Genomic DNA, 14,568 nt, shown 5'->3' with positions numbered 1-14,568 from the left:
GCGCATGAGCACAGCGCCCGAAGTCCGCGCCGTCGAGCGCCAGGGCATCGACGTCATCGCCGAGTCCGAACGCAAGGGGCGCCCCCGTGGCCTGTTCTGGCCGTGGTTCGCCGCGAACATCTCCGTCCTCGGGCTGAGCTACGGCTCGTTCGTGCTCGGGTTCGGCATCTCGCTGCTGCAGGCGACGATCGTCACGGTCGTCGGCGTGGTGTTCTCGTTCCTGCTGTGCGGCGTCGTCGCGATCGCCGGCAAGCGCGGATCGGCACCGACGATGGTGCTGAGCCGCGCGGCGTTCGGCGTGCGGGGCAACCGGCTCCCGTCGTTCCTGAGCTGGATCCTCACCGTGGGGTGGGAGACGGCGTTGGCCGCCCTGGCGGTGCTCGCCACGAGCACGGTGTTCCGTGAGCTCGGCTGGGACGACGGTGTCGTCACGAAGCTCGTGGCGCTCGTCGTCGTCGCTGCGCTCGTCATCGGGGCCGGAGTCGCCGGGTTCGACGTGATCATGCGGCTCCAGACCTGGATCACCGTGGTGACGGCCGTCTTGACGGTGGTCTACATCGTGCTCGTCGCCCCGTCGATCGACCTCGGCGCCCTGGCCGCGCTGCCGTCCGGCAGCGCGCAGAACGTCATCGGCGCGCTCGTGCTCGTCATGACGGGTTTCGGCCTCGGGTGGGTCAACGCGGCGGCCGACTACTCCCGCTACCTTCCGCGAACGGCCTCCACCCGCGGGGTCGTCGGCTGGACGACCTTCGGTGGCGCGCTCGCCCCGGCGATCCTGGTCGTCATCGGGGTCCTGCTCGCCGGGTCGTCGAAGCAGCTGAACACCGACATCGCCGCCGACCCGATCGGCGCGCTCACCACCCTGCTGCCGGTCTGGTTCCTCGTGCCGTTCGCGATCGTCGCGATCCTCGGCCTGGTCGGCGGTGCCGTGCTCGACATCTACTCGTCCGGCCTGGCGCTGCTGAGCGCCGGTGTCCGCATCCCGCGCCCCCTCGCAGCCGGCGTGGACGGCGTGTTCATGGTCGCCGGCGCGATCTACGTCGTCTTCTTCGCGACCGACTTCATCTCGCCGTTCCAGGCGTTCCTCGTCACCCTCGGGGTCCCGGTCGCCGCCTGGGCGGGGGTGTTCGTCGCCGACGTGCTGCTGCGCCGGCGGGCGTACGCCGAGGGGGAGCTGCACGACCGGCGTGGGCGGTACGGGGACGTCCGGTGGGGAGCGATCGTGCTCGTCGTCGTCGGGACCGCACTCGGCTGGGGGCTCGTCACGAACACGTACGGCGTACCGTCCTGGCTCAACTGGCAGGGGTACCTGCTCGGACCGCTCGGGCTCGGCGGACGGACCGGGGCGTGGGCGTACGCGAACCTCGGCGTGCTCGTCGCCCTCGTCGTCGGGTTCCTCGGCACGCTCCTGTCCGCGCGACGCTCGGTCCGCCGGCAGGAGTCGCTGCCGGTCACGGAACCCATCGGCAGCGTCCCGGACGCGGAGCTGCGCGCGTGACGGCCCTGCCGATCGACGACGACGCCTGGCTCGTGGTCGTCGACATGCAGCGGATCTTCACGGGCGACAGCCCCTGGGCGGCACCGCGGTACGCCGAAGCAGCCGAGGCGACGGCACGGCTGCTCCCACGCTTCGCCGGGCGCACGGTGCTCACCCGCTTCGTCGCGCCGGAGCACCCGCAGGGCGCCTGGGTCGACTACTACCGCGACTGGCCGTTCGCGCTCGTGCCCGACGCCGACCCGCTCTACGACCTGACGGAACCGTTCGCGGCCCTCTCCGCCCCCGTCGTGACCGCACCGACCTTCGGCAAGTGGGGGACGAGCCTCTCCCACGCGCTCGGCCGTCACGCCGCTCCGCAAGCTCCGCGGCGCGCCGGAACCGGCGCGCGGGGCCCAGCGGTGGTCGGTGACCAGCCGCACCTGGTCCTGACGGGCGTCTCGACGGACTGCTGTGTGCTCTCCACGGCCCTCGCGGCGGCGGACGCCGGCGCCCGCGTGACGGTCGTCGCGTCGGCCTGCGCCGGCGCCAGCGACGCCGACCACGCGCGTGCGCTCGACGCGATGCGGCTGTACGGCCCGCTCGTCACGGTGGTCGACGCGCTCTGAGGTCCGGCGCTGCCGGAGCGCGTAGCATTCGGGTGTGCCCGCAGTGAATCTCGGTATGCCCAAGGCCCCGGAAACCCTCGCCCCCCGTCGCAAGTCCCGGCAGATCCGGGTCGGCAAGGTCCTCGTGGGCGGTGACGCCCCGGTGTCCGTGCAGTCGATGACCACGACGCCGACGACGAACATCAACGCGACGCTGCAGCAGATCGCGGAGCTCACCGCGTCCGGGTGCGACATCGTCCGCGTGGCCGTGCCGAGCCAGGACGACGCCGACGCGCTGCCGATCATCGCGAAGAAGTCGCAGATCCCGGTCATCGCCGACATCCACTTCCAGCCGAAGTACGTGTTCCAGGCGATCGACGCCGGGTGCGCAGCGGTCCGCGTGAACCCGGGCAACATCCGGAAGTTCGACGACCAGGTCGGAGCCATCGCCAAGGCGGCGAAGGACGCCGGCGTCAGCCTGCGCATCGGGGTGAACGCGGGCTCCCTCGAGCCGAGCCTGCTGCAGAAGTACGGCAAGGCCACGCCGGAGGCCCTGGTGGAGTCCGCCGTGTGGGAGGCGAGCCTGTTCGAGGAGCACGACTTCCACGACTTCAAGATCTCGGTCAAGCACAACGACCCGATCGTCATGGTGAAGGCCTACCGGCAGCTCGCCGAGCGCGGCGACTGGCCGCTGCACCTCGGTGTGACCGAGGCCGGCCCGGAGTTCCAGGGCACCATCAAGAGCGCCACCGCGTTCGGCATCCTGCTCGGCGAGGGCATCGGCGACACCATCCGCGTGTCGCTCTCCGCGCCCCCCGCGCAGGAGGTGAAGGTCGGTCTGCAGATCCTGCAGTCGCTGAACCTCCGCGAGCGCAAGCTCGAGATCGTCTCCTGCCCGAGCTGCGGTCGCGCCCAGGTGGACGTCTACCAGCTCGCCAACGACGTGACCTCGGGGCTCGAGGGCATGACCGTGCCCCTGCGCGTCGCCGTCATGGGCTGCGTCGTGAACGGCCCCGGCGAGGCCCGCGAGGCCGACCTCGGTGTCGCGTCCGGCAACGGCAAGGGCCAGATCTTCGTCAAGGGCGAGGTCGTCAAGACCGTGCCGGAGTCCGAGATCGTCGCCACCCTGATCGCGGAGGCGAACCGCATCGCCGAGGAGATGGGGCCGGCGGCCGGCACCGGCAAGCCGCTCGTCGTCACCTCCTAGCAGCGAGCGGGCGGGTCCCAGCAGCGAGTGGGCGGGTCCCAGCAGCGAGCGGGCGGGTCGGGTCACGTCGGCACCGTCCGGCCGCCGCTAGGCTTGCGTCCGTGGTCACACGGCTCTCGCATCTGTTCCTCCGTACGCTCCGCGACGACCCCTCCGACGCGGAGGTGACGAGCGCGAAGCTGCTCGTCCGCGCCGGCTACGTCCGCCGCCAGTCCCCGGGGATCTTCGCGTGGCTGCCGCTCGGGCTGCGCGTGCGCGCGAAGATCGAGGGCATCATCCGCGAGGAGATGGTCGCGGCCGGTGCACAGGAGGTCCTCCTGCCGGCGCTGCTCCCGCGCGAGCCGTACGAGGCGACGAACCGCTGGACCGAGTACGGCGAGGGCATGTTCCGCCTGCAGGACCGCAAGGGCGCCGACTACCTGCTCGCCCCGACGCACGAGGAGATGTTCGCGCTCCTGGTGAAGGACCTCTACTCGTCGTACAAGGACCTGCCGGTCACGCTGTTCCAGATCCAGGACAAGTACCGCGACGAGGCCCGCCCGCGCGCCGGTCTGCTGCGCGGCCGCGAGTTCACGATGAAGGACGCCTACTCCTTCGACCTCGACGACGCCGGCCTCGAGCGCAGCTACCAGGTGATGCGGGACGCCTACGAGCGGATCTTCGCCCGACTCGGGCTCGAGTACGTGATCGTCAAGGCCGACGCCGGCGCCATGGGCGGCTCGAAGTCCGAGGAGTTCCTGCACCCGATCGCGGTCGGCGAGGACACCTTCGTCCGCAGCGCCGGCAGCGACTACGCCGCCAACGTCGAGGCCTACGTCACGCCCGTGCCCGACGCGCTGCCGATCGCAGGGCAGCCCGAGCCGGTGCTCCTGCCGCCGTCGGACACCCCGACGATCGACACGCTGGTCGCCCACGCGAACGCCGTCGCCCCGCGCGAGGGTGCGCCGTGGACAGCCGCGGACACGCTGAAGAACGTCGTGCTCGCGCTGACGCACCTCGACGGCACGCGCGAGGTCGTCGTCGTCGGCCTCCCCGGCGACCGCGACGTCGACATGAAGCGTGCCGAGGTGGCCTTCGCGCCGGCCGAGGTCGCGGCCGCCGGCGACGACGACTTCCGGAAGCACCGGGGCCTGGTGAAGGGCTACATCGGCCCGCAGGTGCTCGGCGCGGACAGTGCGACCGGGCTGCGGTACTTCGTCGACCCGCGCGTCGTCGACGGCACCGCGTGGATCACCGGCGCCAACGAGCGCGGTGCGCACGTGAGCGGTCTCGTGATGGGGCGCGACTTCACCGCCGACGGTGTCGCCGAGGTCTCCGACGTCCGTGCCGGCGACCCGGCACCCGACGGCTCCGGCCCGCTCGAGACCGCCCGCGGCATGGAGATCGGCCACGTCTTCCAGCTGGGCCGCAAGTACGCCGAGGCGCTCGGGCTCAAGGTGCAGGACGAGTTCGGGAAGCTCGCGACCGTCACCATGGGCTCCTACGGCATCGGCGTCACGCGCATCCTCGCGATCCTCGCCGAGGCGCACAACGACGACAAGGGCCTGGTCTGGCCGAAGCACGTCGCGCCGTTCGACGTGCACGTCGTCGCGACCGGCAAGGACGACACCGCCTACGACCTCGCGACCGCGATCGTCGAGTCGCTCGAGTCGGAGCGCTACGAGGTGCTCTACGACGACCGTCCGAAGGTGTCGCCCGGCGTGAAGCTCCGCGACGCCGAGCTGCTCGGCATGCCCATCGTGGTCGTCGCCGGCCGCGGGGCGGCCGACGGCGTCGTCGAGCTGTGGAACCGCGCGAGCGGTGAGCGCGCCGAGGTGCCGGTCGCCGAGCTGCTGCAGGCGGTCCGCGCGGTCTAGCGGCTCGCGTCGACGACGCGGCCACCCACTGGACGGGAGGCCCGGTGCCAGCTGGCACCGGGCCTCCCGTCCGTCTCGGGCGCGGGTCGCCACCTGCGGTGCGGTAGTCTGGACGCCGACTTCTGCGCGGTTCCAGTGCGCGGGAGCGACTCAGCTGAATACGGAGGCCCTCGGTGAAGATCGATCTCGCAGTCCTGCGACTCATGGAGCGTGAACGGGAGATCCCGTTCGAAGAACTCGTCCAGATCATCGAGTCGGCCATCCTGACCGCCTACCACAAGCACACCGCCGAGAACGGCGAGCCGGCCGACGCGCAGTCGCGCGTGGAGCTCGACCGCAAGAGCGGTGAGGTCAGCGTCTTCGTGCCGGAGCGTGACGACGAGGGCACGGTGATCGGCGAGGCCGTCGACCAGCCGAGTGACTTCGGCCGCATCGCCGCGTTCGCGGCGAAGCAGGTCATCAACCAGCGGCTCCGCGACATCGGCGACGACAAGATCCTCGGCGAGTTCCGCGGGAAAGAGGGCGACATCGTCGCCGGCGTCGTGCAGCAGGGGCCGAACCCGAAGATGGTGCACGTCGACCTCGGCACGGTCGAGGCGATCCTGCCGCCCGAGGAGCAGGTGCCGGGGGAGACCTACGCGCACGGCTCCCGCATCCGCGTCTACGTGACGAGCGTCGGCCGCGGCAACAAGGGCCCGCAGATCACCGTCTCGCGCACCCACCCCGGGCTCGTCCGGAAGCTCTTCGCGCTCGAGGTCCCGGAGATCGCCTCGGGCGTCGTCGAGATCACCTCGCTCGCCCGCGAGGCCGGACACCGCACGAAGATCGCCGTCAAGGCGAACGAGCCCGGCGTCAACGCCAAGGGCGCGTGCATCGGCGAACTCGGCGCCCGCGTGCGTGCCGTGACCACCGAGCTCGGCGCCGAGAAGATCGACATCGTGGACTGGTCGCCCGACCTCGCGAGCTTCGTGGCGAGCGCGCTGTCGCCGGCGAAGGTGACGAGTGCGTTCGTGCTCGATGCGTCGACGAAGGCCGTCCGGGCGCTCGTGCCGGACTACCAGCTGTCGCTCGCGATCGGCAAGGAGGGGCAGAACGCCCGCCTCGCCGCCAAGCTCACCGGTGCGCGGATCGACATCCAGCCGGACTCCATCATGGACGACGACGAGGCGTAGAACTCCCCGAACCAGGCCGCGTCCCGACGGCGTTTCGCGCTGAGCGAGCGTCGTCCGGGCGTGCCGGATCGCGGTCGACGCCAGGCAGGGAGTAGAGTGGACGCCGTCAGAACGTGCATCGGCAGTCGTCGTCGCGCAACCCGATCCTCCCTCCTCCGTCTCGTCGCCCTCGGTGACGGCCGTGTGGTGGCGGATCCGAAGGCAGTCATGCCGGGCCGGGGAGCGTGGCTCACCCCGACGGTCGAGGCCTACGAGCTGGCCGTCAAGCGCAGGGCTTTCCGCCGGGCGCTGCGGCTGGATCGCGAACCGGACACGTCTGCGGTGCTCGAGTACCTGCGGAGTCTGCCCGAGGTGGAACCCCACCACACGGACACATCGACGCGGGACGAGCACCCGGACACGACAGAACAGGCTGAACGGCTTATGGACAACTGATGAGCGGCTCGAAATGAGACCCATCATCCAGTGAGTCCTGCCCCTTGACGGGGTGGGACCCGTGAAGGAGAACAGTGGCGAAACCACGCGTACACGAGATCGCAAGCGAGCTCGGCGTCGACAGCAAGACCGCACTCGAGAAGCTCAAGGAGCTGGGCGAGTTCGTCAAGGGACCGAGCTCGAGTGTCGAGCCCCCCGTGGCACGGAAGCTCCGTGCCGCCCTGCAGGCAGAGGGTGCCTCGGCGTCCGCCAAGCCCGCAGCCGCGACCCCCGCGCCGGCGGCGACGTCCGCAGCGCCGAAGCCCGGCGGTCCCAAGCCCGGGCCCAAGCGTCCGGCACCGACCCCCGAGCCCGAGGCGGCACCCGCCGCCGCGGCCCCGGCGGCCGAGAACCCCGACGTGCCCGCCACGCCGGCCCCGAAGTCGGTCGCGCAGCGACAGGCCGAGGCCGAGGCGGCGCGCAAGGCGGCGGCCGAGTCGAAGAGCTCCGGCTCCGCTGACGGCGCCCCGAAGACCGACGCGGTCAAGCCCGGTGGCCCGAAGCCGGCAGCAGCCGGTCCGAAGCCCGGTGGCCCGAAGCCCGGCGCGCGTCCGGGCAACAACCCCTACGCGTCCAGCCAGGGCATGGGCTCGCGCCCGCCGCGCCCCGGCAACAACCCCTACTCGTCGAACCAGGGCATGGGTCAGCGCCCCGCAGCCGGCGGTGCCGGCGGCAGTGGCATCCCGCGCCCGCAGCCCCCGCGTCCCGGCGCGCCCCGTCCGGGTGCTCCGCGTCCGGGTGGTCCCGGTCAGGGCAACCGCCCGAACGGCTTCGGGCAGCGCCCGGGCCAGGGTGGCGGCCGTGGCGGCCCCGGCGGTCGTCCGGGTGCCGGTGGTGGCGCCGGTGGCGGCTTCCCGCGTCCGGCGTTCAGCGGCCCGCGTCCCGCCGGTGGCGGCGGCCGTGGTCGTGGCCCCGGTGGTGGTACCGCAGGTGCGTTCGGTCGCGGCGGCGGCAAGAGCCGTGCCCGCAAGTCGAAGCGGACGAAGCGCGCCGAGTACGAGATGCGGCAGGCGCCGTCGCTCGGCGGTGTGCAGGTTCCCCGCGGCGACGGCAACACGGTCGTGCGACTGCGCCGTGGTGCGAGCATCTCGGACTTCGCGGACAAGATCGACGCGAGCCCCGGCAACCTCGTGACGGTGCTGTTCCACCTCGGTGAGATGGCAACAGCCACGGAGTCCCTCGACGAGGCGACCTTCGAGGTCCTCGGCGAGGAGCTCGGGTACAAGATCCAGATCGTCTCGCCCGAGGACGAGGACCGCGAGCTCCTCGAGGGCTTCGACATCGACATCGACGCTGAGTACGCCGACGAGGACGACTCCGTCCTGCAGCAGCGTCCCCCGGTGGTCACCGTCATGGGTCACGTCGACCACGGCAAGACCCGCCTGCTCGACGCCATCCGCAACTCCAAGGTGGTCGAGGGCGAGGCCGGCGGCATCACCCAGCACATCGGTGCGTACCAGATCACCACCGAGCACGAGGGCGTCGAGCGCCCGATCACCTTCATCGACACCCCGGGTCACGAGGCGTTCACCGCCATGCGTGCCCGTGGTGCCCAGGTGACGGACATCGCGATCCTCGTGGTCGCGGCGGACGACGGCATCATGCCCCAGACGATCGAGGCACTGAACCACGCGCAGTCGGCGAACGTGCCGATCGTGGTCGCGGTGAACAAGATCGACAAGGAGGGTGCGAACCCCGCCAAGGTGCGACAGCAGCTCACCGAGTACAACCTGGTGGCCGAGGAGTACGGCGGCGACGTCATGTTCGTCGACGTCTCCGCGCGGCAGAACATCGGCATCCAGGACCTCCTGGACGCCGTGCTGCTCACCGCTGACGCCGGGCTCGACCTGCGTGCGAACCCCGACAAGGACGCCCGCGGTGTCGCGATCGAAGCGCGCCTCGACAAGGGCCGCGGTGCCGTCGCGACCGTGCTCATCCAGTCCGGGACGCTCCACGTCGGTGACGCCATCGTGGCGGGCACGGCCTACGGCCGCGTCCGTGCGATGACCGACGAGGACGGCAACGCGGTCGCTGCCGCGACGCCGAGCCGCCCGGTCCAGGTGCAGGGTCTGTCCTCGGTGCCCCGCGCCGGTGACACGTTCCTCGTCACCGAGGAGGACCGCACGGCCCGTCAGATCGCCGAGAAGCGTGAAGCCGCCGAGCGCAACGCCCAGCTGGCCAAGGCCCGCAAGCGCATCTCGCTCGAGGACTTCACCCGTGCGCTCGAAGAGGGCAAGGTCGACTCGCTCAACCTCATCATCAAGGGTGACGTCTCCGGTGCCGTCGAGGCACTCGAGCAGTCGCTCCTCGACATCGAGGTGGACGACAGCGTCCAGCTGCGCATCCTGCACCGCGGTGTGGGTGCGATCACCGAGTCGGACATCGACCTCGCCACGATCGACAACGCGATCGTCGTCGGCTTCAACGTCCGTCCGGACGTCAAGGCCCGCGAGCGCGCTGCCCGTGAGGGGATCGACGTCCGGTTCTACTCGGTCATCTACAACGCACTCGAGGACATCGAGCAGTCCCTCAAGGGCATGCTCAAGCCCGAGTACGAAGAGGTGCAGTCCGGTGTCGCCGAGATCCGCGAGGTCTTCCGGTCCTCGAAGTTCGGCAACATCGCGGGTGTCATCGTCCGCTCCGGCACGATCACGCGCAACGCCAAGGCGCGCGTCATCCGTGACGGCGTGGTCCTCGCGGACGGACTGGCCATCGAGTCGCTCCGCCGCTTCAAGGACGACGTCACCGAGGTCCGTACGGACTTCGAGGCGGGTATCGGTCTGGGCAAGTTCAACGACATCCAGATCGGTGACGAGATCGAGACCACCGAGCTCGTCGAGAAGCCGCGCGACTGATCGTGTGACCACCTCGGGCCCCGGCCTCCCCGCGTGGGAGGCCGGGGCCCACCCCGTTCCACCGGAACCACCCCGTCCTCAAGGAGGCACCCCATGGCAGATCCGCAGCGCGCCCGCAAGATGGCGGACCGGATCAAGGAAGTCGTTGCCCGTCGCATCGACAAGGGCCTGCGTGACCCGCGGCTCGGCTTCGTGACCATCACGGACGTCCGGGTCACCGGCGACCTGCAGCACGCGTCGGTCTTCTACACGGTGTACGGCACGGACGAGGAGCGCGCCGACTCCGCCGCTGCCCTCAAGGCCGCGACCGGGATGCTCCGTTCCGAGGTCGGCAAGAACATCACCGCCCGGCTCACGCCGTCGCTCGAGTTCATCGCCGACGCGCTGCCGGACACCTCCGCGCACCTGGAGGACCTGCTCGCGCAGGCCAAGATGCGCGACGAGCAGGTCCGCAGCGCCTCGGCCGGAGCAACGTACGCCGGCGACGCCGACCCGTACAAGCACGACGACGAGGACGACGAGGACGACGCCGCCGAGGAGCGCGCCTAGTCCGACCCGTCCGGCAGCCGGTAGCCGGTCGCGTCGTCGCCGACGGCCAGGCCGTCCCTGACCAGTGACGCGAGCGCCCGGTCGCGCTGCGCGGTGTCCGGCCACACCATCGCGATCTCCGCGGTCGTGACCGGGACGTCGCTGGCGCGGAGCTCCGCCATGACGAGGCCCCGCACCTGTCGGTCGCTGCCGGCGAACTTCGCCTGCTTCGGCGCGCGCTGTCCGTCGTGGTCCGGGTACCCGGCCGCACGCCAGGCGCAGCGGTCGGCGATCGGGCACGCGTCGCACGCGGGGGTGCGCGCCACGCAGACGAGGGCGCCGAGCTCCATCACGGCGGCGTTCGTCGCCGCGGCGTCTGCACGGTCCTCGGGCAGGACGGACGCCATCAGCGGCAGGTCTCGCTTGGCGTTGGCGGGGCCCGGGTGTCCCTGCCCGAGGAGTGCGCGCGCGAGCACCCGTCGAACGTTGACGTCCACCACCGGGTGGCGGTCCCCGTACGCGAAGACCGCGACGGCGCGCGCCGTGTAGTCCCCGATCCCGGGGAGCGCCAGCAGCGCCTCGACGTCACGCGGCACCACGTTGTCGTGCTGATCGGCGATCACCGTCGCGGCGGCGTGCAGCGCGAGCGCCCGTCTCGGGTAGCCGAGCCGGTCCCAGGCACGCACCGCGTCCGCCGGGGGCGCGTCCGCGAGGTCCCGGGGCGTCGGCCACCGGGTGAGCCATGCCTCCAGGCGGGGGACCACGCGCGCGACCTGCGTCTGCTGCAGCATGATCTCGCTGACCAGCGTCCCCCATGCCGGGAACCCGGGGCGCCGCCATGGCAGGTCGCGAGCCTCGGCGCGGAACCAGGCGATCAGCGGGGTCGCGAGGTCCGGGGGCGTTGCGTCCTGCTCGGGACCCGTATCGGAGGCTCGGCCCGTCTTCACCAGGACAGCCTACGGTGGGTGCATGGCACGCTGGGCACCCGAGGCAACCGACACGATGAGCGCGATCGCCGGCGAGGTGATCGCCCAGGTCGGCACGAACCGCACCGTGGTCGGCATCGACGGGCAGGACGGCGTGGACCTCGAGCGGGTCGCCGCCGCACTCGTCACCGGCTTCGCGGCACACGGCGTCTCGGCGATGGCCGCGGTGGCGCCGTCGGCGGACGTCGACGCGCTGCGCACCGGACTCGTCACGCCGTTCCGCACGACCGGCGCCGGCCCCGGTGTCCTCGTCGTGCACGGGCACGGGGTGCTCGCCAGCGGCGCGCGCGGCCTGTGGCGCTGGTCGATGTGGGTCGAGCAGGAGTCCGGGCGGCTCGAACGGCGCGCGGACGTCAAGATCGCCGCCTCCGCGGTGCTCGACGTCACCGACCCGGAGCACCCGCGTCGTGAGTGGAACGACGCCTGCTGATCGGCGCTGGTACCCTCCTCTGGTGCTCGAAACCCCGCCGGACGGCATCCTCCTCGTCGACAAGCCGCAGGGGATCTCCAGTCACCGGGCGGTGTCCATCGCCCGTCGCCGCCTTGGTCTCAAGAAGATCGGTCACGCCGGCACGCTCGACCCCATGGCCACCGGGCTGCTGCTCCTCGGCGCCGGACCGTCGACGCGGCTGCTGACGCACCTGGTCGGCCTCGACAAGACCTACACGGCGACGATCCGGCTCGGGGTGTCGACCGACTCCGACGACGCCGACGGCACGCCGGTCGCCGCGGTGGGGGTGCGCACGGCCGACGTCTCCGACGCCGCGGTGGAGCGGGCCGTCGCCGCGCAGCGCGGTCCGATCTCGCAGGTCCCCTCGACCGTGAGCGCGATCAAGGTCGACGGGCGCCGCGCGTACGACCTCGCCCGGAAGGGCGAGGACGTCGTCCTGAAGGCGCGGTCGGTGACGATCACCCGCTTCGACGTGGTGGGTCGGAACGACCGGGTCGTCACGGCACTCGACGAGTCCGTGCCCGTCGTCGACCTCGACGTCGTGGTCGCCTGTTCGTCCGGCACCTACGTCCGGGCGCTCGCACGGGACGTCGGAGCGGCGCTCGGCACCGGCGCGCACCTGACCGCGCTCCGCCGGACGCACGTCGGACCGTTCTCGGTCGACGACGCCGTCGACCTGGAGGACGAAGACGTCGACGTCCGGGCGGCACTCGAGCGCCCCGCTGACGTCGCCCGCCGGCTGTTCCCCGTGGTGACGCTCGACGCGGCGCGTGCGAAGGACCTCGCGGACGGCAAGCGGATCGCGGCCGACCACCCGGACACCGACGGACCGGTCGCCGCCGTCACCGCGCGCGGCGACCGCCTGGTCGGACTCGTCTCGGTTCGGCGGGGGCTGCTCCGGGTCATCACCAACTTCCCGACGGCGGCAGGAGCGAACGCGTGATCGAGTGGTTCATGTGGGTGCAGCTCGTGCTCGCCGTCGTCATCGGGCTGTTCGCCGTCGTGGTCGGGTTCGTCGGGTGGAAGCCGAACGACTACACCGTGGGTTCCCTCGTCCTGGTCGAGCTGCTGCTCATCGCCCAGCTCGTCGTCTCGCTCGTCGCACCCGCCGTGGGCAACCCGCCGCGGGGCAACGTCCTGGAGTTCTGGGTGTACGGCGTCTCGGTGCTGCTCGTCCCACCGGCGACGATCGTCTGGGCGCTCATCGACCGCACCCGGTGGAGCACGGTCGTCCTCGGTGCCGGGGCGTTCACGGTCGCGGTGATGCTGTACCGGATGTACGAGATCTGGTTCGCGCTGAACTGACGCTGCGGGTGACCGGCACCTGCACGGGGCCGTCCTCGGTCGTCGGTAGGATCGACGGTGTGGCGACCAAGAACTCACTCGCGACCGGCATCGGTCGCGTCCTCATCGCCGTGTACGGCATCCTCGCGCTCGCGGCGACCGGACGCAGCGTGGTCCAGATCGCCGAGAAGTTCTCGTTCGCCCCGTTCTCGTACACGCTGAGCGCCGTCGCGGCGGTCGTGTACATCGTCGCGATGATCGCGCTCATCGTCCCCGGGCGGTTCTGGTACCGCGTGGCCTGCGTCACGATCGTGTTCGAGATGACCGGCGTGCTGGTCATCGGCACGCTGTCGGTGTTCGACCACCAGCTCTTCCCCGACGACACGATCTGGTCGAACTACGGGATGGGCTACGCCTTCGCACCCCTCGTCCTGCCCGTCGCCGGACTCTGGTGGCTCCGCAAGCACCACCGCACGGCCGGGCGCACCACGCCCGATCCCGTCGTGACGGCCGGCGAGTAGGCGGGGCGCAGCATGCAGTACTACGAGGACGCCGCGGACGTCGCCGAGGGCTTCGGCCCGAGCGCCGTGACGATCGGCAAGTTCGACGGGGTGCACGTCGGACACCGCGCGGTCATCGCCCACCTGGAGCGTGCCGCGGAACGGCAGGGGCTCGTCGCCACCGTCGTCACGTTCGACCGGCACCCGCTCAGCGTCATCGACCCCGTGAAGGTCCCGCCAGCCCTCACGAGCATCGCGCAGCGCCGGGAGCTCCTCGACGAGGTCGGGGTCGACGCGACCCTGCTCCTGCGGTTCGACGAGGAGCTGCAGTCCTGGTCACCCGAGGCGTTCGTGTCCCGGATCCTCGTCGACACCCTGCACGCGAAACTCGTCTTCGTCGGGAGCGACTTCCGGTTCGGCGCCCGTGGTGCCGGCGACGTCGCCCTGCTCCGCGTGCTCGGGGAGCAGCACGGCTTCACGGTGGAGCTCATCGACGACGTGGACCTCGTCGACGACGTCCGTCCGGCGGGGGAGCGGCGCGTCTCGTCGACGTGGATCCGCGAGCTCCTCGCCGATGGACGCGTCGCCGAGGCGGCACGACTGCTCGGACGGGAGCACGCCGTCCGGAGCGTCGTCGTGCACGGCAACCAGCGCGGCCGCGCGATGGGGTACCCGACGGCGAACCTGCACCCGGCGTGCGAGGGGTTCGTCCCGGCCGACGGGGTGTACGCGGCGCGGGTCCTCCACGAGGGCACGGTGTACCCGGCGGCCGTCTCGGTCGGCAACAACCCGACGTTCGAGGGCGTGCCCGCGAAGCAGATCGAGGCGCACCTGCTCGACGTCGACATCGATCTCTACGGGGCGACGATCTCGGTGCTCTTCGTGTCGTTCGTCCGCGGGATGGTGAAGTTCTCGTCGATGGACGAACTCGCGACCCAGATGCGGCAGGACGACCTCGACATCCGGCTGCTGCTCGGGCTGCCGGCACCCGTCTGACGCAGCCCCTCCTCACTGTCGAACGCCGGTGCTCGTGCTGACGACGCGTGCTCGGTCGGGCGCGTGCGCACTCGTCGTGGTGATGCGCTCGTCCGGCCAGCACGACGACGGGCCCCGGCGGCTGCCGGGGCCCGTCGTCGTGCGGTGGTGTCGGCTGGCGGGGGGGTGCGGGCAGGT

14 protein-coding genes are annotated in these 14,568 nt (G+C 71.5%); 13 read left to right on the top strand and 1 reads right to left on the bottom strand.

Annotation, left to right across the window (positions count from 1 at the left end):
• The first annotated feature begins 4 nt into the window (after positions 1 to 4).
• The 8 genes from FS641_RS15060 to rbfA all read left to right on the top strand — a co-directional run bounded on the left by FS641_RS15060 (position 5) and on the right by rbfA (position 10,195).
• Positions 5 to 1,498, top strand: coding sequence for a cytosine permease (locus tag FS641_RS15060; RefSeq protein ID WP_144765274.1), 1,494 nt, complete (start codon positions 5 to 7; stop codon positions 1,496 to 1,498).
• A gap of 44 nt (positions 1,499 to 1,542) precedes the next feature.
• Entirely contained in the window at positions 1,543 to 2,103 is a 561-nt protein-coding gene (locus tag FS641_RS15055) for an isochorismatase family protein (protein ID WP_222122118.1), read from the top strand.
• A gap of 55 nt (positions 2,104 to 2,158) precedes the next feature.
• Positions 2,159 to 3,289: a flavodoxin-dependent (E)-4-hydroxy-3-methylbut-2-enyl-diphosphate synthase gene (gene ispG / locus FS641_RS15050; RefSeq protein WP_144765623.1), complete on the top strand. Its 1,131-nt coding sequence runs from the start codon at positions 2,159 to 2,161 to the stop codon at positions 3,287 to 3,289.
• A 101-nt stretch (positions 3,290 to 3,390) separates the two neighbouring features.
• On the top strand, positions 3,391 to 5,145 hold the full coding sequence (locus FS641_RS15045; RefSeq protein ID WP_144765271.1) for a proline--tRNA ligase: 1,755 nt from the start codon (positions 3,391 to 3,393) through the stop codon (positions 5,143 to 5,145).
• A gap of 173 nt (positions 5,146 to 5,318) precedes the next feature.
• Positions 5,319 to 6,317 carry a transcription termination factor NusA gene (gene nusA, locus FS641_RS15040; protein WP_144765269.1) on the top strand — a complete coding sequence of 333 codons (999 nt, stop codon included), beginning with the start codon at positions 5,319 to 5,321 and terminating at the stop codon, positions 6,315 to 6,317.
• A gap of 60 nt (positions 6,318 to 6,377) precedes the next feature.
• Positions 6,378 to 6,752, top strand: a complete 375-nt coding sequence (locus tag FS641_RS15035; protein WP_313957804.1) for a YlxR family protein — start codon at positions 6,378 to 6,380, stop codon at positions 6,750 to 6,752.
• Between the two features lie 74 nt (positions 6,753 to 6,826).
• The gene (gene infB / locus FS641_RS15030; protein WP_144765267.1) at positions 6,827 to 9,646 is read left to right on the top strand and encodes a translation initiation factor IF-2; all 2,820 of its coding nucleotides are present in this window, start codon (positions 6,827 to 6,829) and stop codon (positions 9,644 to 9,646) included.
• A 93-nt stretch (positions 9,647 to 9,739) separates the two neighbouring features.
• Positions 9,740 to 10,195: a 30S ribosome-binding factor RbfA gene (gene rbfA, locus FS641_RS15025; protein ID WP_144765265.1), complete on the top strand. Its 456-nt coding sequence runs from the start codon at positions 9,740 to 9,742 to the stop codon at positions 10,193 to 10,195.
• On the opposite strand, the gene FS641_RS15020 is transcribed toward rbfA, so the two are convergent.
• Positions 10,192 to 11,121, bottom strand: a complete 930-nt coding sequence (locus FS641_RS15020) for an A/G-specific adenine glycosylase (protein WP_395879650.1) — start codon at positions 11,119 to 11,121, stop codon at positions 10,192 to 10,194. The two genes, rbfA and FS641_RS15020, sit on opposite strands and share 4 nt — an antisense overlap.
• Before the next feature lie 22 nt (positions 11,122 to 11,143).
• On the opposite strand from FS641_RS15020, the gene FS641_RS15015 reads away from it, so the two are divergent.
• Genes FS641_RS15015 through FS641_RS14995 form a run of 5 tightly spaced genes read left to right on the top strand, consistent with a single transcriptional unit; the run spans position 11,144 to position 14,391 of the window.
• The gene (locus tag FS641_RS15015) at positions 11,144 to 11,590 is read left to right on the top strand and encodes a hypothetical protein (RefSeq protein WP_186317789.1); all 447 of its coding nucleotides are present in this window, start codon (positions 11,144 to 11,146) and stop codon (positions 11,588 to 11,590) included.
• Positions 11,591 to 11,612: 22 nt separating this feature from the next.
• The gene (gene truB, locus FS641_RS15010) at positions 11,613 to 12,554 is read left to right on the top strand and encodes a tRNA pseudouridine(55) synthase TruB (RefSeq protein ID WP_144765261.1); all 942 of its coding nucleotides are present in this window, start codon (positions 11,613 to 11,615) and stop codon (positions 12,552 to 12,554) included.
• Positions 12,551 to 12,916 carry a hypothetical protein gene (locus FS641_RS15005; protein ID WP_144765258.1) on the top strand — a complete coding sequence of 122 codons (366 nt, stop codon included), beginning with the start codon at positions 12,551 to 12,553 and terminating at the stop codon, positions 12,914 to 12,916. The genes truB and FS641_RS15005 overlap by 4 nt, the downstream gene beginning before the upstream one ends.
• A 59-nt stretch (positions 12,917 to 12,975) precedes the next feature.
• Positions 12,976 to 13,416 (top strand): hypothetical protein, encoded by a 441-nt coding sequence (locus tag FS641_RS15000; RefSeq protein WP_144765256.1) that lies wholly within the window; start codon positions 12,976 to 12,978, stop codon positions 13,414 to 13,416.
• Positions 13,417 to 13,428: 12 nt separating this feature from the next.
• A complete protein-coding gene (locus FS641_RS14995) occupies positions 13,429 to 14,391 on the top strand; it encodes a bifunctional riboflavin kinase/FAD synthetase (RefSeq protein ID WP_144765254.1) in 963 nt (320 codons plus the stop codon).
• The last annotated feature ends 177 nt before the right edge of the window (positions 14,392 to 14,568 follow it).

It is taken from the genome of Curtobacterium sp. 9128 (assembly GCF_007673775.1).
Lineage (GTDB): Bacteria > Actinomycetota > Actinomycetes > Actinomycetales > Microbacteriaceae > Curtobacterium.
The sequence above is the reverse complement of the archived record's forward strand: the minus strand, read 5'-3'. Positions and strand labels throughout refer to the sequence as shown.